The 17545-nt window shown below is 71.1% G+C and carries 16 protein-coding genes; 5 read left to right on the top strand and 11 right to left on the bottom strand.

What is annotated here, in order from left to right:
- Positions 1-98: 98 nt before the first annotated feature.
- The gene (locus ABFX81_RS24225; protein WP_346138641.1) at positions 99-272 is read left to right on the top strand and encodes a hypothetical protein; all 174 of its coding nucleotides are present in this window, start codon (positions 99-101) and stop codon (positions 270-272) included.
- 10 nt (positions 273-282) lie between these two features.
- On the opposite strand, the gene ABFX81_RS24220 is transcribed toward ABFX81_RS24225, so the two are convergent.
- The 4 genes from ABFX81_RS24220 to ABFX81_RS24205 form a co-directional block, all read right to left on the bottom strand.
- Positions 283-1029 (bottom strand): DUF6227 family protein, encoded by a 747-nt coding sequence (locus tag ABFX81_RS24220; protein WP_086849587.1) that lies wholly within the window; start codon positions 1027-1029, stop codon positions 283-285.
- Positions 1030-1208: 179 nt separating this feature from the next.
- Positions 1209-2426 carry an Ig-like domain-containing protein gene (locus tag ABFX81_RS24215; protein WP_086849586.1) on the bottom strand — a complete coding sequence of 406 codons (1218 nt, stop codon included), beginning with the start codon at positions 2424-2426 and terminating at the stop codon, positions 1209-1211.
- 180 nt (positions 2427-2606) lie between these two features.
- Entirely contained in the window at positions 2607-3647 is a 1041-nt protein-coding gene (locus ABFX81_RS24210) for a P1 family peptidase (RefSeq protein WP_086849584.1), read from the bottom strand.
- Between the two features lie 242 nt (positions 3648-3889).
- Positions 3890-5161: a low temperature requirement protein A gene (locus ABFX81_RS24205; protein WP_346138640.1), complete on the bottom strand. Its 1272-nt coding sequence runs from the start codon at positions 5159-5161 to the stop codon at positions 3890-3892.
- A 56-nt stretch (positions 5162-5217) separates the two neighbouring features.
- Between ABFX81_RS24205 and ABFX81_RS24200 the strand changes: the two genes are divergently transcribed.
- Positions 5218-5403 carry a hypothetical protein gene (locus ABFX81_RS24200; protein ID WP_346138639.1) on the top strand — a complete coding sequence of 62 codons (186 nt, stop codon included), beginning with the start codon at positions 5218-5220 and terminating at the stop codon, positions 5401-5403.
- Positions 5404-5488: 85 nt separating this feature from the next.
- On the opposite strand, the gene mscL is transcribed toward ABFX81_RS24200, so the two are convergent.
- The 6 genes from mscL to ABFX81_RS24170 all read right to left on the bottom strand — a co-directional run bounded on the left by mscL (position 5489) and on the right by ABFX81_RS24170 (position 11435).
- Complete coding sequence (mscL, locus tag ABFX81_RS24195) at positions 5489-5947, bottom strand: large conductance mechanosensitive channel protein MscL (protein WP_086845575.1); 459 nt, start codon at positions 5945-5947, stop codon at positions 5489-5491.
- 120 nt (positions 5948-6067) lie between these two features.
- On the bottom strand, positions 6068-6619 hold the full coding sequence (locus tag ABFX81_RS24190; protein WP_086845580.1) for a hypothetical protein: 552 nt from the start codon (positions 6617-6619) through the stop codon (positions 6068-6070).
- 188 nt (positions 6620-6807) lie between these two features.
- Positions 6808-7668, bottom strand: coding sequence for an S-methyl-5'-thioadenosine phosphorylase (locus tag ABFX81_RS24185; protein ID WP_086845573.1), 861 nt, complete (start codon positions 7666-7668; stop codon positions 6808-6810).
- Between the two features lie 233 nt (positions 7669-7901).
- The gene (locus tag ABFX81_RS24180; protein ID WP_086845571.1) at positions 7902-8228 is read right to left on the bottom strand and encodes an FmdB family zinc ribbon protein; all 327 of its coding nucleotides are present in this window, start codon (positions 8226-8228) and stop codon (positions 7902-7904) included.
- 67 nt (positions 8229-8295) lie between these two features.
- Positions 8296-9609, bottom strand: a complete 1314-nt coding sequence (locus ABFX81_RS24175; protein WP_346138638.1) for an MFS transporter — start codon at positions 9607-9609, stop codon at positions 8296-8298.
- A 296-nt stretch (positions 9610-9905) separates the two neighbouring features.
- Complete coding sequence (locus tag ABFX81_RS24170) at positions 9906-11435, bottom strand: potassium/proton antiporter (protein WP_086845567.1); 1530 nt, start codon at positions 11433-11435, stop codon at positions 9906-9908.
- Positions 11436-11673: 238 nt separating this feature from the next.
- Between ABFX81_RS24170 and ABFX81_RS24165 the strand changes: the two genes are divergently transcribed.
- On the top strand, positions 11674-14520 hold the full coding sequence (locus ABFX81_RS24165; RefSeq protein WP_086845565.1) for a penicillin acylase family protein: 2847 nt from the start codon (positions 11674-11676) through the stop codon (positions 14518-14520).
- Between the two features lie 57 nt (positions 14521-14577).
- On the opposite strand, the gene ABFX81_RS24160 is transcribed toward ABFX81_RS24165, so the two are convergent.
- Positions 14578-15201, bottom strand: coding sequence for a 5-formyltetrahydrofolate cyclo-ligase (locus tag ABFX81_RS24160; protein WP_086845563.1), 624 nt, complete (start codon positions 15199-15201; stop codon positions 14578-14580).
- 93 nt (positions 15202-15294) lie between these two features.
- Here ABFX81_RS24160 and galU point away from each other — a divergent pair, with 93 nt between their 5' ends.
- Both galU and glp read left to right on the top strand, forming a co-directional pair.
- On the top strand, positions 15295-16197 hold the full coding sequence (galU, locus tag ABFX81_RS24155; protein ID WP_086845577.1) for a UTP--glucose-1-phosphate uridylyltransferase GalU: 903 nt from the start codon (positions 15295-15297) through the stop codon (positions 16195-16197).
- A 4-nt stretch (positions 16198-16201) separates the two neighbouring features.
- On the top strand, positions 16202-17539 hold the full coding sequence (gene glp, locus ABFX81_RS24150; RefSeq protein ID WP_086845561.1) for a molybdotransferase-like divisome protein Glp: 1338 nt from the start codon (positions 16202-16204) through the stop codon (positions 17537-17539).
- Positions 17540-17545: the final 6 nt, after the last annotated feature.

Raw genomic sequence — 17545 nt, 5'->3', positions numbered from 1 at the left:
CTTTCGGAGCGTGTGAACCGTTCATGCCACCTGCGAGATAGATCACGAAAGTCACGGCCCGGGACCGAAGTCCCGGGCCGTGGTGTCTACTGGGGCGCATGCCTGAGCACGTCTCCCGGTGGCCCGAGGGCCACTCCCTCCCCGCTCTCCCGCAACAGCGGCAGACAGGTCACCGGTCGGAGTCCGTGGAACTGACCCCGGAGGAGAGAGACGCCTTCGCCGAGCTGGTGCGCCACCTCGGCGACAGGGACCAGGGGGCGGACACCCCCTAGCGCCGCGGTATCAGGAGAGCTGCGCCGCCCGCCGCTCCATCGCCTCGCGTGCCGCGTCCTCGCTGGCGTACACCTCGCACATGTGCCGCCCGTCCGGCGTCGCCGTGTGCTCCACCTCCCAGAGGGAGACCTCCGCGCCGTCGCGCAGCAGGAACGCGTGCTCGTAGAGCGAGTAGCCCAGCCCCGCCCGGCCCGCGCGGCACGGACGGCCGAAGGCCTGGGTGATCTGGTGACCGGAGGCCGTGGCCAGCAGGGCCGCCGTGTCATCGCCCGGCCGGTCCGCGTTCTCCGCACGGCGCAGTAAACGCCGCGCGTGGTCCGCCGAGTCGTCTCCACCGTAAGCGTGCCGGGGCGCGGCGACCTGGGACAGCTGCACCGTCACCGGCAGTTCGAAGTCAGGCGTGTCCGGCGGCAGCGGCAGGCGCGAGGTGGCGGCGCGCAGCTCCTCCTCGTCGACGTACACCTCGTGCTGCGGTTCGCTGCCCGGGGCCGTGTTGTGGACGAGCTCCCAGAGTGTGAGCGCCGAACCGTCGGCGAGCAGCCACGTGTGCCGGTACGTCTCCCGGTGCAGGCCCGCGCTGTGGTGTGCGGAGTGCAGCGAACCGTCGTGCGCCAGCGCGCAGTCCAGCCGCCTTATCGTCTCGTCCGGCAGCTCGAAGGAGTTCAGGGCGCGGCCGAGGAGTCGCGCGAGGTGCTCCTCCGGAGACTCGGGCGAGTCGTGGGGTTCGTACGCTGCCGTCTCGTACGGAACGCTCAAGGTTTCTCCCGGCGTTGCTGCATGTCACCTTGTGGGTGCATACGGTAGCCCCTCGGTCGGACATCATGTCCGGGAACCGAGAAAACGTACGTCCAGGAAAACGCGCGGGCCGCGCGAAAAGTTCCCGCGCGGCCCGGTCGGTCCGTCAAAAATCCCAGGTGGGGAGGGCGTTCATCCGCTTACGAGGCGCTGCCCGCGACCCACTGGCTCCAGTCCATGTTCCAGCCGTTGAGCCCGTTGTCCGGCGTCACCGTCTTGTCGGGGGAGTTCTTGACGACCACCACGTCCCCGATGAGCGAGTTGTCGTAGAACCACTTGGCGGGCGTGCTGCCCCCGGCGCCCCGGACGTCCGCCAGGCCGACGCAGCCGTGGCTGGTGCCCTGGCGGCCGAAGGGCGGGTTGCCCTTGTTGTACCAGTAGTTGCCGTGGATGAACGTGCCGGACGTCGTCAGGCGCATCGCGTGCGGCACGTCCGGGATGTCGTACTCACCGCCGAGCCCGACCGTCCGGCTGTTCATCCGGGTCTGCACGAACTTTTCGGAGATCACCATCTGCCCGTTGTACGTGGTGTGCTCCGGGCTGCCCGCCGAGATCGGGATCTGCTTGACGGTCTTGCCGTCCCGCACGACCGTCATGGTCTGCGTGTTGACGTCGACCGTGGAGACCTGCGAGCGCCCGACGGTGAAGGTGACCGTCTTCTTCTGCACGCCGTAGACGCCGTTCGTGCCCTCGACCCCGTCCAGGTCGATCTTCATCGTGACCTTGGAGCCGGCCTTCCAGTACTCCTCGGGCCGGAAGTCGAGCCGCTGCGAGCCGAACCAGTGGCCGACGACCTTCTGCCCGCTGCTGGACGTGACCGTGATGTGCGACTGCACGTCCTTGCGGTTCGTGATGGCCTTGTCGAAGTTGAACGACACCGGCATGCCCACACCGACCGTGGTGCCGTTGTCCGGCGTGTACGTCCCGATGAAGCTGTTCGCCGTGGTGACCGTCGTGAAGATGGAGTTCGCGGCGGCCGTGCGGCCCTCCGTGTCCTTCGCGGTCGCCGATATCTGGTACTTCGTGCCGCGCTCCAGCTGCTCCTTCGGCTTCCAGGCCTTGCCGTCGGAGGAGATCGAGCCCGGTACGGCCTGATCGCTGCCCGCCACCGTCATCTTCACGTCGGTCAGCTTCCCGTCGCTGACCTGGACGCCGGTCGAGTTGATGGAGGCGTCGGTCGAACCGTCCTCCGCCGAGATGGCGATCTTCGCGACGGACGTCTTCGCCGAGTCGTCGCCACCCTTGGCGTCGTCCTTGGCGTTGGCGCTGCCACCGCAGGCGGTGAGCGTCAGGGCGCCGATCATCAGGGCGGCACATGCCCCCAGTTTGCGCCGCGCTGCAATGTCCGGCGTTGTCACGGGCTGCTCCCAGTTCGAGTGATGTGCGTGGTCCGCTCCAGTACGTGGGAGAAGAGGGGCCGGGCGGCCGGTCGGGTTGCGTCCGACCGCCATGAGCGACATCACCGTTACAGGGACGGGACAATGTCCGGTGTCCGGTGTCCGGTGTCGCTGTGGAGCCGCTGTGCGGTGCCCGTCCGCTCAGCGGCCCGCGTACAACTCCCCGTACGACGGCCACGCCCCGCCCGGACCGTCGACCGGCTCCGCGGCGCGCACGGCCCGCACGATCGCCCGCGTCACCACGTCCGCGCCCGCCGCGAGGATCTCGTTGAGGGCGAGCGGGTTCGCGGCGTCCAGGGCGCGGTCCCCGGTCGCCAGCGCGAACACCGTGTCCCCGTCGTTGAGGAGGTGCACCGGCCGCACCGCGCGGGCGATGCCGTCGTGTGCCGTGCCGGCCAGCTTCTGCGCCTGCGCCTTCGACAGGTCCGCGTCCGTGGCGACCACCGCGAGCGTGGTGTTGAGCGGCGGAGGCGCGCTCCTCGCGGCCGTCTCGGCGAGGCGCCGCCGCGCGGCCTCGTGCACCCGCGCCTCCGGGTACTCCACCCGCCCCTGGAACAACTCCCCGTACAGCACCCCCGTCTCCGGATCCAGCACCGACCCCGCCGCGTTGGCCACCACCAGCGCGGAGACCGTGATCCCCGAGCCGAGCACGGTGCTCGCGCCGCCGACGCCACCCTTCACCACCCCGACCACCGCCCCCGTGCCGGCGCCCACGCATCCCTCGGGCACCGGTGCGCCGGGCTCGCTCGCCGCGGCCGCCTCGACCGCCGCACGGCCGGTGGCCGCGTCCGGCCGGGCCCGGAAGTCGCCGCCGCGCCCCAGGTCGAAGACACAGGCGGCGGGCACCACCGGCACGACATGCGCCGGGTCCGCCCCGACACGGATCCCACGCCCCTGTTCCTCCAGCCAGGCCATCACCCCCGAAGCCGCGTCGAGCCCGTACGCGCTGCCGCCGGTCAGCACGATCGCCTCGACCTTCCGCACCACGTTGCGCGGGTCGAGCGCGTCCGTCTCCTTGGTACCGGGACCACCGCCCCGCACGTCCACGGCGGCCACCGCCCCGCCCTCCGGGGCCAGCACCACCGTGGTGCCGGTGAGCCAACCGTCGCCGGCGCGTGTCGCGTGCCCCACCCGCAGGCCGGAGACATCCGTCAGAGCGTCCACCAGAGCGTCAACTGTCATGCGCCCCAGTCTTGTCCAGACCCCGGCCCCCGCGGGCGAGCCGGGCCGGTCGGGACCATGGGGGCGTACCCAGCCGGTCGGGCCTCGTCGGGCGTGCCCGACGGGTCGGGCTTCCTCGGGCATGCCCGGAGGATCGGGGCCTCGTCGGGCATGCCCAGCGGGCCGGTCCCGTCGGGCGTGCCCGGCCGGTCGACCCCGTCAGCCCGCCCGGCTCGCGGGGACTCGGGACCTGGCGGGCGCCGTCACCCGGCGGCCGCCACCCCGGGCCCGTCGGCGCGGGGGGCTCGGGCCGCGCGGGCGGCCCTGCGCGTGGCCAGGGTCTCTCCCGCCACCACCGACAGCGCGCAGACGACACCCGCCGCGAACACCGCCCAGTCGCCGAGGAACGTGCAGCAGATCACCAGCAGTGCCGTCGTCGGCAGCACCAGCTGCTGGGCGATGCCCGACTTGAAGTGGCGCGAGTGCAGGGCCCACAAGGTCAGCAGGTACAGGGCCGTCGGCAGGGTCACGGCGGACGACGCCGCCAGCGTGGAGATGTGCGCCTTGCCCACCGTCTGCTCCACCGCCACCTCCAGCCCGGCCCCGACCGCTGCCGCCGACGCGAAGACCAGGTAGTGGCCGTAGCCCCACAGGAACGCCTGCCGGTTGGACCGCAGATGGTCGTGGATGGGCACCACGAAGTACACCCACCACGCGGCGAAGATGATCAGCAGCCCGCCCGCCGCGATGGGGAGGAGCTCGCCCAGGGCGTCGTTCTCCTCGACTCCGGACTTCACGGCGACCGTGGCCGCGGCGATCGTCTCGCCGAGCACGATGATGGTGAACAGCCCGTACCGCTCCGCGATATGGCGCGGATGCCAGGACGTGGGGTGGTCCTTCTCCGCCCACGGCGGCACGCACATCTCCAGCAGCGCCATGACCAGGAACCACCAGGGCCGGGCACCCTCGGGCAGGAACAGCAGCCCCAGCCAGCCGACCTGGCACAGCAGCACGCCACCGGCGTAGCGCAGGGCCGTCGTCCGCTCCGGGCCCTCGCTCGAACGGGCCGCGCGCAGCCACTGCGCCGCCAGGGCGAGCCGCATGATCAGGTAGCCCAGCCAGACCACGAAGAACTCGTGCTCCTCGAACGCCCGGGAAACCCCGGCCGCGAGGACCAGCACACCGGAGATCTGCACCAGCGTGACAACCCGGTAGAGCACGTCGTCGTTGTCGTACGCCGACGCGAACCACGTGAAGTTCATCCACGCCCACCACAGGGCGAAGAACAGCATCGCGTAGTCGAGGATCCCCTCGCCCGCATGCCCCTCGGCGACGGCGTGCACCAGCTGGATGCCCGCCTGGGCCACCGCCACGACGAAGCACAGGTCGAAGAAGAGCTCCAGCGGCGAGGCCGCCCGGTGCGCCTCGTCGCGTCCGCGGGCCCTGAGCCTGCGCAGCGGTCCCCGGCCGCCGGGCGGGCCGGAGGGGACCGGCATGCCGGAGGAGGCGGGCGGGGGAGCGGGGCTGGAGGTCATGAGTCCCAGCACAACAGAAGGCGCGGGGATTTTCTCCGCGACCGTACCCTGGACGCATGAGCACCGCCGCCCCCGATCCCGAGCCGCGCGCCCCGAAGCCCGCGCTGGTCTTCGACGACCCGCTCGACCAGCAGTCCTCCGACGACACCGACCGAGGCTGGGGCGAACGCTCCGACGGCGGGAGCGGCGGCGCGGCCGACCTCAAGCGCTTCCTCGACGAGAAGCCGCCCCACCACCTCTGACCCGGCCGGGCGGCCGCCCGTGGCGCTGCTGCCGATCGTGCCCGCAGCCGCGCTGCTACTGCCGGTCGTGCCCGCAGCCGCGCTGCTACTGCCGGTCGTGCCCGGAGCCTCGCTGTGCGACCAGTGCGTCCCGGATCTCCTTCAGCACCTCCAGCTCGGTCACCTCGATGACCTCCTGCGCGCCCTCCTTCGCCTTGCGGCGGGCCTCCAGCCGGGCCAGGTACTTGGCCATGGGCAGAACCATCAGGAAGTAGACCACCGCTGCGGTGATCACGAAGCTCAGCGCGGCACCGAGGACGGAACCCCACAGGATCTGAATGCCCTGCTCGCCCTCGCACGTCGAGCTCAGACATGAGCTGTAGTGGTCGAGGTTCTTGGTCCCGATGGCCCCGACGACGGGATTGATGATCCCCTTCACCACGGCGTTGACGATGTTGGTGAAGGCGGCACCGATCACCACCGCCACCGCCAGGTCGACGACGTTCCCGCGCATCAGGAAGGCCTTGAAGCCCTCCCAGAGGCTCGGTTCCTTCTTCTCGCTCACCTCGGGGTCTCTCCTCGCACGAGCAGCTTGCGGAACAAAACGCTCCGCAACCTACGTCAACGTCGCGCCGGACGGAGCACCTGGGTCCTTCGAACGAGCGATTTGACGAGATCAGGGAGGTCACCACATCGTCACCGCCAACCGCGCGGTGGCGCTCGCACCGGCGAGCCGGACGGCCGTGGCGCGCGGCACCGACAGCACCACCAGCGCACCGCCGTCGCCCGCACCCTCCAGCGGTTCCGGCACCTTCGTCACCCTGGCCCCGCGCGCGACCACCCGGGCGTCGCCGCCCGACACCGTCTCCTCGGCGGCGATGACGTCGACCCGGTCGCCGGGCCGCAGCAGCCGTACGGTGGCCGCGTCGGCGATCCGGACCGGGGCCGTCACCGCCCCCATCGCACGGCGCGTCCGCACGGACTGCTCCCCGGACACCGGGGCCGCGTGCGCGTGGGGCTGCGCCCGGGGGTGTCCACGGGCACCGTCGGAGCCGCGCGGTCCCGCCGCGACCAGCGCGGTAGCGGTGACCGCCAGGCCCACGGCCAGGGCCCGCCGCCGGTGCCGCACCAGCCGGCCGACTCGGCCGCCGCGTACCCGTACGGGGTCGAACCGCGGCACCTCACGCGCCACCGGGACCTCGGATCCGGCCTGGACCGAGGCGGCTGAAGGAGGCAACAGGGATGCGGAAGGAGAGGGAGCGAAGGACACGGGAACCACCACCTGGGACGAGCGACCGGCTTGCGCTCCCCACGATGAGGCTTCGCGGCACAGCCCGCTCAGGCCTGTGGACCTACCGCCGCCCTGTGGACAACTCCCTCACCCGAACGGCAAGTTCCGCGCCCCCACAGTCCACAGCCCACCACCTACGGCAGCGCAAACCCCGGATCCATCCCACCCAGCGCGTTCACACACAGACAGCCCCGCTCGTCCTCCGCAGGCAACCCCGCCACCGCGTCGAACAGCACTCCCCGCAGCCGGTCCACGTTCGCCGCGAACACCCGCAGCACCTCGTCGTGCGAGACGCCCTCCCCGGTCTCGGCACCGGCGTCGAGGTCGGTGACCAGGGTCAGGGACGTGAAGCAGAGCTCCAGCTCGCGGGCGAGCGCCGCTTCGGGGTGGCCGGTCATGCCCACCACCGACCAGCCCTGCGCCTGGTGCCACAACGATTCGGCACGGGTCGAGAAGCGCGGCCCCTCGACGACGACCAGCGTGCCCCCGTCCACCGGCTCCCAGTCCCGCCCGCGCGCCGCCTTCAGCGCGACGGCCCGCCCGGCGGGGCAGTAGGGGTCGGCCAGCGACACGTGCACCACGTTCGGCACCGTCCCGTCGGGCAGCGGCAGTCCGTCGAAGTACGTGTTCGCGCGGGACTTGGTCCGGTCGACCAGCTGGTCCGGGACCAGCAGCGTGCCCGGCCCGTACTCGGGACGCAGCCCGCCGACGGCGCACGGGGCGAGCACCTGGCGCACGCCTACCGACCGCAGCGCCCACAGATTGGCCCGGTAGTTGATCCGGTGCGGCGGCAGATGGTGGCCCCGTCCGTGCCGGGGCAGGAAGGCGACGCGCCGGCCGGCGACCTCGCCGAGGAAGAGGGAGTCGCTGGGCGGCCCGTAGGGGGTGTCGACCTGGACCTCGGTCACGTCGTCGAGGAAGGAGTAGAACCCGGAGCCGCCGATGACGCCGATCCCGGCGCCCCCCGTGTTCGCCACGTTCGCCTTGTTCGCCATGTCCGCACCCTAACCGCACGCGGAAACGCCGAGGACCCCACCGCCGAAAGGCGACAGGGTCCCGCAAGAAACAAGCCTTACGCGGCGGTGCTGCTGCTGGTGGAGCTGCCGGTGCCGGACGACGAGCTCGAACCGGAGCCGGAGCCGGAGCAGCCTTACGCGGCGGTGCTGCTGCTGGTGGAGCTGCCGGTGCCGGACGACGAGCTCGAACCGGAGCCGGAGCCGGAGCAGCCTTACGCGGCGGTGCTGCTGCTGGTGGAGCTGCCGGTGCCGGACGACGAGCTCGAACCGGAGCCGGAGCCGGAGCCGGAACCGGAGCCGGAGTCGGAGGACGACGAGGAGGTGCTCGACGACTTCGACGCCGGGGTGCTGCTCGACGAGGAGCCGCGGCTGTCGTTCCGGTAGAAGCCGGAGCCCTTGAAGACAATGCCGACCGCCGAGAACACCTTCTTCAGGCGGCCCTTGCAGCTCGGGCACTCGGTGAGGGCGTCGTCGGTGAACTTCTGCACCGCCTCGAGGCCCTCGCCGCACTCGGTGCACTGGTACTGGTAGGTGGGCACTGTCTTCCTCCTGGCACTCTCACTCGATGAGTGCTAACGACGATCCATCTTGACGTATTCCGGCCGTTCAGTCCACTGCCACCGGCACGCGGTGACCCACGCCACGCGCGACGGTGCGGCCCTGGGCGCGTCCCGACAGCCGGGAACGCAGGGCCAGGAGGGTCGCCAGGGCGAGCACGGTGCCGCCCATCGGCACCAGGAAACCGGCGCCGTCCCGGAAGCGGTCCTCCAGCTGCCCGGCGACCGTGACGGCGGCAGCCTGGCCGAGCGCCACCGCGCCCGTCAGCCAGGTGAAGGCCTCGGTGCGGGCACCGGCCGGGACCAGGCTCTCGACCAGGGTGTAGCCGGTGATCAGGGCGGGCGCGATGCACATGCCGACCAGCAGGCCGAGTCCGGCGAGGACCGGCACCGAGTGGGCGGCCCACAGGCCCGACGCGGTGAGCGCGAGCGCCGTGTAGCCGACGACGAGGCGCCGCTGCGGGGCCACCTTCCAGGCGATCGCGCCGCAGACCACACCGGAGAGCATGTTGCCCGCGGCGAAGACCCCGTAGAGGACGCCGTTGAGGCCCGGTTCGCCGATCGACTCGGTGAACGCGGCCAGCGAGACCTGCATACCGCCGAAGACGGACCCGATGCCCAGGAACGTCACGATCAGGACGCGCACCCCGGGGATCCGCAGTGCGGAAACGTGCTCCACGCGCGCGTGACCGCTGTCGCCTCCGACCGAGGGCTGGGTGCTCTTCTGCGCGGCGAACAGCAGACCGCCGATCAGGGTCAGTGAGGCCTCCGTGACCAGCCCGGCGGCCGGGTCGACGGTCGTGCACAGGGCGGTGGCCAGCAGCGGGCCGACGACGAAGGTCAGTTCGTCCGTGACGGACTCGAAGGCCGCCGCGGTGGTCATCAGCGGCGAGTCCTTGAGCTTCACGCCCCAGCGGGCCCGCACCATGGGCCCGACCTGCGGCACCGAGGCACCGGTCGGGACGGCCGCCACGAACAGCGCCCACAAGGGCGCGTCCATGAGCGCCAGCGCCGTCAGCGTCAGCCCGGACAGGGCGTGCAGCAGCACGCCGGGGACCAGTACGGCGCGCTGCCCGTAGCGGTCGGCGAGGCGTCCGCTGTAGGGAGCGAAGAGCGCCATGGAGACACCGGTGACGGCCGCGGCGGCGCCCGCCGCTCCGTAGGAGCCGGTGGTGTGCTGCACCAGCAGCACGATGGAGATCGTCAGCATCGCGAACGGCTGGCGCGCCGCGAAGCCGGGGAGCAGGAACGTCCAGGCGCCGCGGGTGCGCAGCAGCCGGCCGTATCCCGGGCGGACGGAAGCCGTCGAGTTCTTCGAGGTCATCGAGTTCTTCGACTGCTTCGAGGTGACCGTGGACGCCACGGCCCGTGCCTTTCTGCCGCCTGGTAGCGCGGGCCCGTCAGCGGGCGGCGCCGAGAGCTGTCCTCTTGCGCGGAACTGCGGTAGATGCCGGGGCCCGGTTGAGGAGGGGCGACCCGACCGCCATACGGTCGCGCCAGCTCTGCGTCAGGCAGAGGTGGTTCGATCTTGGGTAACGCCTTCATCGTACAGGCACCTGGGAAGGCCGGCCTGTGAAAAAGAGCACTGCGGATGCGCCCGCCTGCGAAATCGGGGGCATGAACGACGCGAAACCGCCCTCAACGGCTCGCTTCGTCCGGCTAGTGACTCGCTTCGTCCGTCCCCAGCCATCCGGCCAGCTTGCCGCCGCGGCCCACCGCGCGCAGCCGGCGCTCCGTGGCGTCCCGCACGGGGTCCGTGGCCACGACGAGGAGTTCGTCCCCGCGTTGCAGCACCGTCGTAGGAAGCGGAACGAACGACTCCGATGCCCGTACGACAAGCGTCACGGCGGCGCCGGGCGGCAGCCGCAGCTCGTTGACCTCCACGCCGTGCATCTTCGACCCCTCGGGGATCGCCACGGACAGCAGATGCCCGCGCAGCCGCTCCAGCGGCGCCGACTCGATGCCGAGGTCGGCGGCCTCCGAACCGTCGCCGAGGCGCAGCGTGCGGGCGAGCCACGGCAGCGTCGGGCCCTGGACCAGGGTGTAGACGACGACCAGGATGAAGACGATGTTGAAGATCCGGCGGCTCGCCTCCACGCCCTCCACCATGGGGATGGTCGCCAGGATGATGGGCACCGCGCCGCGCAGCCCGGCCCAGGACATGAGGGCCTGTTCCTGCCACGGGACCCGGAAGGGCGACAGGGAGACCACCACGCTCAGCGGGCGCGCCACCATGGTCAGCACCAGCCCGATGACGAGCGCGGGCACGATGTCGTCGCCCAGCTCGTGGGGGGTGACCAGCAGGCCGAGCAGGACGAACATGCCGATCTGGGCCATCCAGCCCAGCCCGTCGGCGAAGCCGCGCGTGGCCGGCCAGTGCGGCAGCCGCGCGTTGCCCATCACCATCGCGGCGAGATACACCGCGAGGAAGCCGCTGCCGTGGGCCAGCGCGCCCGCCGCGTACGCCACCACGGCGATGGCCATGACGGCGATCGGGTAGAGGCCGGAGGCCGGCAGCGCCACGTGCCTCAGCCCCCAGGAGCCGAGCCAGCCCACCGCGAGCCCGATGGCCGCGCCGATGGCCAGCTCCAGCAGGATCACGCCGAGCAGCACGTACCAGTGTTCGACCGGACCCGCCGTGGACAGCGAGACCACGAGGATGACCACGGGGGCGTCGTTGAAGCCGGACTCCGCCTCCAGCGTGCCCGTCACGCGCGAGGGGAGGGGAATCTTCCGCAGCACGGAGAACACGGCCGCCGCGTCGGTCGAGGAGACGACCGCCCCGATGATCAGCGCCTGCCGCCACTCCAGCCCGATCAGGTAGTGCGCGGCCGTCGCCGTCACCCCGACGCTCACCGCGACACCGGCCAGCGCCAGTGCCGTGGCGGCCGGCAGGGCCGGCTTGATCTCCTTCCACTTCGTGCCCAGACCGCCCTCGGCCAGGATCACGACCAGGGCCGCGTACCCGATGACCTGGGTCAGTTCGGCGTTGTCGAAGTGGATGTCGCCGATGCCGTCCTGGCCCATGGCGACGCCGATCCCCAGATAAACGAGCAGGCTGGGGAGCCCGCTGCGCGAGGAGATCCGTACCGCTGCGACGGCGACGAGCAGGACGAGCGAGCAGACGAGCAGGAGCTGGTTGAGGTGGTGAACAGTCAGCGGCCGAATCCTTCCCTGGCTCACACGCACGCGCGCGTGGGCTCACGTACATCGCACATGACGCGGTGGCGCATCGCGCCAACTACTTCGTTACCTTACCTAACTCTTGACGATTTCTTGACGCTTCCGAGGGCAGGATCGAACGTTCGTCCGTGCCTGTTCCCGACTCCGCGTCAAGGGGCGCAGGGCCCTGCGCCTATCGTTGCTCCAGCGCTCAGTTAAAAGCACAGCCGAACCTGCCGCTCGCGTTAGGACAGCAAGGACAGCGATGCCCCCCAACACCACCGCCTCCACGGGTCAGCAGCCCGCCAAGTCCGGCAGGAGAAAGGGGCGCAAAGCCCGCCTGATCGTGCTCGTCCTGGTGCTGGCCCTCATCGGGGGCGTCGGCTTCGGGGGGTACTGGACCGTCAGCACCGTCCGGGCCTCCTTCCCGCAGACCAAGGGCTCCCTCACGCTGAAGGGCCTCTCGGGACCCGTCGAGGTCAAACGCGACAATTACGGCATCCCGCAGATCTACGCCTCCTCCGACGCGGACCTGTTCATGGCGCAGGGCTACGTCCAGGCGCAGGACCGGTTCTACGAGATGGACGTGCGCCGTCACATGGCCGCCGGCCGGCTGTCGGAGATGTTCGGCGAGAGCCAGGTCGACAACGACGAGTTCCTGCGCACGCTCGGCTGGGAGCGGGTCGCCAAGCAGGAGTACGACACCAAGCTGTCGGCCGCCACGAAGAAGTACCTCCAGGCCTACGCCGAGGGGGTCAACGCCTACCTCCAGGGCAAGGACGGCAAGGACATCTCCCTGGAGTACGCGGCGCTCGGGTTCACCAACGACTACAAGCCGCAGAAGTGGACCCCGGTCGACTCGGTCTCCTGGCTGAAGGCGATGGCCTGGGACCTGCGCAGCAACATGCAGGACGAGATCGACCGCGCCCTGCTGACCAGCCGCCTCGGCCCGAAGCAGATCGCCGAGCTGTACCCGCAGTATCCGTACAGCCGGAACAAGGCGATCGTCCAGGACGGCCAGTACGACGAGCTGACGGGCGCGTTCGAACAGGGCGGCACGAGCGGAACGGGCACAGGCACCGGCACGGGCACAGGCACCGGCACCGGCGGCACGGGCACAGGCGGAACCGGCGGCACGGCGGCCGGCACGGCGGGCACAGCGGGCACGGCCTCCGGCACCTCCGGCACGGCTTCCGGCGCCTCCGGCACCTCAGGCCTGGACAGTCAGCTCACCGGCCTCAGCGATGCCCTGGGCGACCTCCCGCCGGCCGTCGGGGTGAACGGCGACGGCATCGGCTCCAACTCCTGGGTCGTCAGAGGGAAGCACACCATCACCGGCAAGCCGCTGCTGGCCAACGACCCGCACCTGTCGCCCTCGCTGCCGTCCGTCTGGTACCAGATGGGCCTGCACTGCCGCAGCGTCTCCAGCGCGTGCCAGTACGACGTCAGCGGCTACACCTTCGCCGGCATGCCGGGCGTGATAATCGGTCACAACCAGGACATCGCCTGGGGCATGACCAACTCCGGCGTCGACGTCACGGACCTCTACCTGGAGAAGATCACCGGCAACGGCTACCAGTACGACGGCAAGATCAAGCCCTTCGAGACGCGCGAGGAGACCATCAAGGTCGCCGGCGGCTCGCCCAGGAAGATCGTCGTCCGCGAGACCAACAACGGGCCCCTGCTGTCCGACCGGGCCAAGGAGCTCGTGAAGGTCGGCAAGAAAGCCACCGTCGACACCGCCGCACCCGACAGAGGCGACGGCTACGGCGTCGCGCTGCGCTGGACCGCGCTTCAGCCTGGCACCAGCATGGACGCCGTCTTCGCCATGGACCGGGCGAAGAACTGGACCGACTTCCGCAAGGCCGCCGCACTGTTCGACGTGCCCTCGCAGAACCTGATCTACGCGGACACCGAGGACAACATCGGCTACACCCTGCCGGGCAGGATCCCGAAGCGCTCCCAGGACGACGACGGCTCCGTCCCGGCGCCCGGCTGGGACCCCAAGTACCGCTGGACCGGCTACATCCAGCAGGACGAGCTGCCGTACGAGTACAACCCGGACCGCGGCTACATCGTCACCGCCAACCAGGCCGTGATCGACCCGGACAAGTACCCGTACACGCTCACCGAGGACTGGGGCTACGGCACGCGCAGCCAGCGGATCAGCGACCTGATCCAGTCGAAGATCAAGGACGGCGGCAAGATCTCCACGGACGACATGCGCCAGATGCAGCTGGACAACAGCAGCGAGATCGCCCGGCTGCTGGTGCCCACGCTGCTCAAGATCGACCCCGAGGACAAGGACGTCCGCGAGGCGCAGAAGCTGCTGGAGGGCTGGGACTACACCCAGGACACCGACTCGGCGGCCGCCGCCTACTTCAACGCGGTCTGGCGCAACATCCTCAAGCTCGCCTTCGGCAACAAGCTGCCCAAGGAGCTGCGGGTCAAGGGCCAGTGCCTGTGGGTGAAGCCGGTCAACACCACCGGGCCCGCCGACGAGGCGGAGGAGGTGCGCGAGTGCGGCGAGCGCGATCCCGACCTGGCGCAGCCCGACGGCGGCGACCGCTGGTTCGAGGTGGTCCGCAAGCTGATGGACCAGCCGGACAGCGACTGGTGGAAGACGCCCGAGGTGGGCACCCGCGACGGTGCCGTCAACCGTGACCAGCTGCTCAGGCGCGCCATGGTCGACGCCCGCTGGGAGCTGACCGCCAAGCTCGGCAAGGACATCGACACCTGGACCTGGGGCCGGCTGCACCGCCTGTTCCTGAAGAACCAGACCCTCGGCACCGAGGGCCCCGGTTTTGTCCAGTACGCCCTCAACCGCGGCCCCTGGGAGCTCAGCGGCGGCGAGGCCACCGTCAACGCGACCGGCTGGAACGCGGCCGGCGGCTACGGCGTGGTGTGGGTGCCGTCCATGCGGATGGTCGTGAACCTCGGCGACCTCGACAAGTCCCGCTGGATCAACCTCAGCGGCGCCTCCGGGCACGCCTACAGCGCCCACTACGTCGACCAGACGGACAAGTGGGCCGACGGCGAACTGCTCCCGTGGTCCTTCTCGGACCGGGCGGTCGAGGACGGCACGACCGACAAGCTGGTGCTCAAGCCGTGAGCCGCTGAGACCGGAAACCGAACGGCCCTCCACGCACGCGTGGAGGGCCGTTTCGCATCAGCTCTCCTGCCCGAACCGCCGCACCCCCGACGGCGTCACCACCGCGTGCACCGGCCGGTCGTGGGGCTCCTCCGGGATGTGCCCGACCACTTCCGAGTCGTACAACAGCACCACCAGCGAGGGACGCGCACCCGCCCGCTCCAGCCGCGCCAGCACACGGTCGTACGAGCCTCCGCCGCGCCCCAGCCGCATCCCGCGCGTATCGACCGCCAGCCCCGGCAGCAGCACGGCGTCGGCGGTGGTCACGGCGTCCGGTCCGAGGCGCTCGCCCGCGGGCTCGAAGAGGGCCATCCTGCCGCCGTGTTGGACGCGCGCCAGCGAGCCCTCGCCCTCGTAGACGCCCCAGTCCAGGTCGTTGTCGGGGAGCAGGGCCGGAAGCAGGACGCGTACGCCCCGGGCGCGCAGCGCGTCCAGGAGCGCGCGCGTCCCCGGTTCGCTGCCCACGGAGACGTACGCGGCCACCGTGTGGGCCCTCGCCAACTCGGGCAGCTCCAGCGCCCGGCCGGCCAGCGCGGCCGAGGTTTCCCGCAGGTCATCCGCCGTCAACCTGTTCCTCACCGCGAGGAGATCGCGCCGCAAACTCCGCTTGTCAGGCTCGCCCGGACGTCCGATGTGACTCAATGGTTGCTCCCGTACCGTTCCAATACGCTCATATGAGCGCCTATGAACCGGAGCCGCAGATTCCATGCAAAGGCACCGGATATGGTGGCGGGCATGACTCAGTCGCACCCTCGGATCAGCAAGGCTGTCATTCCAGCAGCAGGCCTCGGTACCCGGTTCCTGCCGGCCACGAAGGCCACTCCCAAGGAGATGCTGCCGGTCGTCGACAAGCCGGCGATCCAGTACGTGGTCGAGGAGGCCGTCGCCGCGGGTCTCGACGACGTCCTCATGGTGACGGGCCGCAACAAGCGCCCCCTCGAGGACCACTTCGACCGCAACTACGAGCTGGAATCGGCGCTTCAGAAGAAGGGCGACGCCAGCCGCCTCGCCAAGGTGCAGGAGTCCAGCGACCTCGCGACGATGCACTACGTCCGCCAGGGCGACCCCAAGGGCCTCGGCCACGCGGTCCTGTGCGCCGCTCCGCACGTGGGTGACGAGCCTTTCGCCGTCCTCCTCGGCGACGACCTGATCGACCCCCGCGACCCCCTGCTCCAGCGCATGGTCGAGGTCCAGGAGCAGCGCGGCGGCAGCGTCATCGCGCTCATGGAGGTCGCCCCGGAGCAGATCCACCTCTACGGCTGCGCGGCCGTCGAGACCACCGAGGACAGCGACGTCGTCCAGGTCAGCGGCCTCGTCGAGAAGCCCGACCCGGCCGACGCCCCGTCCAACTACGCGATCATCGGCCGCTACGTCCTCGACCCGAGCATCTTCGACATACTGCGCCGGACCGAGCCGGGCCGCGGCGGTGAGATCCAGCTCACGGACGCCCTCCAGCAGCTCGCCGAGGACGAGAAGATCGGCGGCCCGGTGCACGGCGTCGTCTTCAAGGGCCGCCGCTATGACACCGGCGACCGCGGTGACTACCTGCGTGCCATTGTCCGACTCGCATGCGAACGTGAAGACCTGGGCCCGGACTTCCGGACCTGGCTTCGCAGTTACGTAGCCGAGGAGATGTAACACGTTGAGCAGCGCCGCGCCCCGCGTCACCGGCCAGGACCACTCGGGCCCCGACCACCTGTGGTCGGTGGAGGAGCACCTGGAGGACATCCTCGCCACCGTCCGGCCTCTGGAGCCCATCGAGCTGCATCTGCTCGACGCCCAGGGCTGCGTCCTCGTCGAGGACGTCACGGTGCCGGTGTCCCTGCCGCCCTTCGACAACAGCTCGATGGACGGCTACGCGGTGCGGGTCGCGGACGTCGCGGGCGCGAGCGAGGAGTTCCCGGCGGCCCTGGAGGTCGTCGGGGACGTCGCCGCGGGCCAGGCCGAACTGCTCCACGTGGGCCCCGGCCAGGCCGCCCGCATCATGACCGGCGCCCCGCTGCCGCCCGGCGCCGAGACGGTCGTGCCCGTGGAGTGGACCGACGGCGGGCTCGGCGAGGGCCCGGTGGCCGGGATGCGCGCCCGCAGCCTCGGCCCCGAGGGCGCCACGGGACACGTGCACGTGTACCGCCCGGCCGAGGCCCGCGCGCACGTGCGCGCGAAGGGCAGCGACGTGAAGGCCGGCGACCGCGCCTTGGAGGCCGGCACGATCCTCGGCCCGCCCCAGATCGGCCTGCTCGCCGCGATCGGCCGCGGCACGGTCCGCGTCCGCCCGCGCCCGCGCGTGGTGGTGCTCTCCACCGGCAGCGAACTCGTCCAGCCGGACACGGAACTGGGCACCGGTCAGATCTACGACTCCAACAGCTTCGCCCTCACCGCCGCCGCCCGCGACGCCGGCGCCATCGCCTACCGCGTGGGCGCCGTCGCCGACGACGCCGAGACCCTGCGCTCCACCATCGAGGACCAGCTGGTCCGCGCCGACCTGATGGTCACCACGGGCGGTGTGAGCGTCGGGGCGTACGACGTCGTCAAGGAGGCGCTGTCCCACGTCGCCGACGAGGACGAGGCGGGCAGCGGCATCGAATTCCGCAAGCTCGCCATGCAGCCCGGCAAGCCCCAGGGCTTCGGCTCCATCGGCCCCGACCACACGCCGCTGCTGGCCCTGCCCGGCAACCCGGTGTCGTCGTACGTCTCCTTCGAACTGTTCGTCCGCCCCGCCATCCGCGCGCTCATGGGCCTGGAGGACGTCCACCGGCCGACGACCCGGGCGACCCTGACCGCGGACAAGGCGCTGACCTCCCCGAAGGGCCGCCGCCAGTTCCTGCGCGGCACGTACGCCGGGGGACGGGTGGCCCCGGTCGGCGGCGCCGGATCCCACCTGGTCGCGGCCCTGGCCCACGCCGACGCGCTGATCGTCGTCCCCGAGGACACCGAGTCCGTCGAGCCCGGCGCCGAGGTCGAGGTGGTCCTGCTCGGCTGAGAGGCG

The organism is Streptomyces coeruleofuscus (genome assembly GCF_039532725.1).
GTDB classification, from domain to species: Bacteria; Actinomycetota; Actinomycetes; order Streptomycetales; family Streptomycetaceae; genus Streptomyces; species Streptomyces coeruleofuscus.
This window is presented reverse-complemented; position numbering and strand designations above follow the sequence as displayed.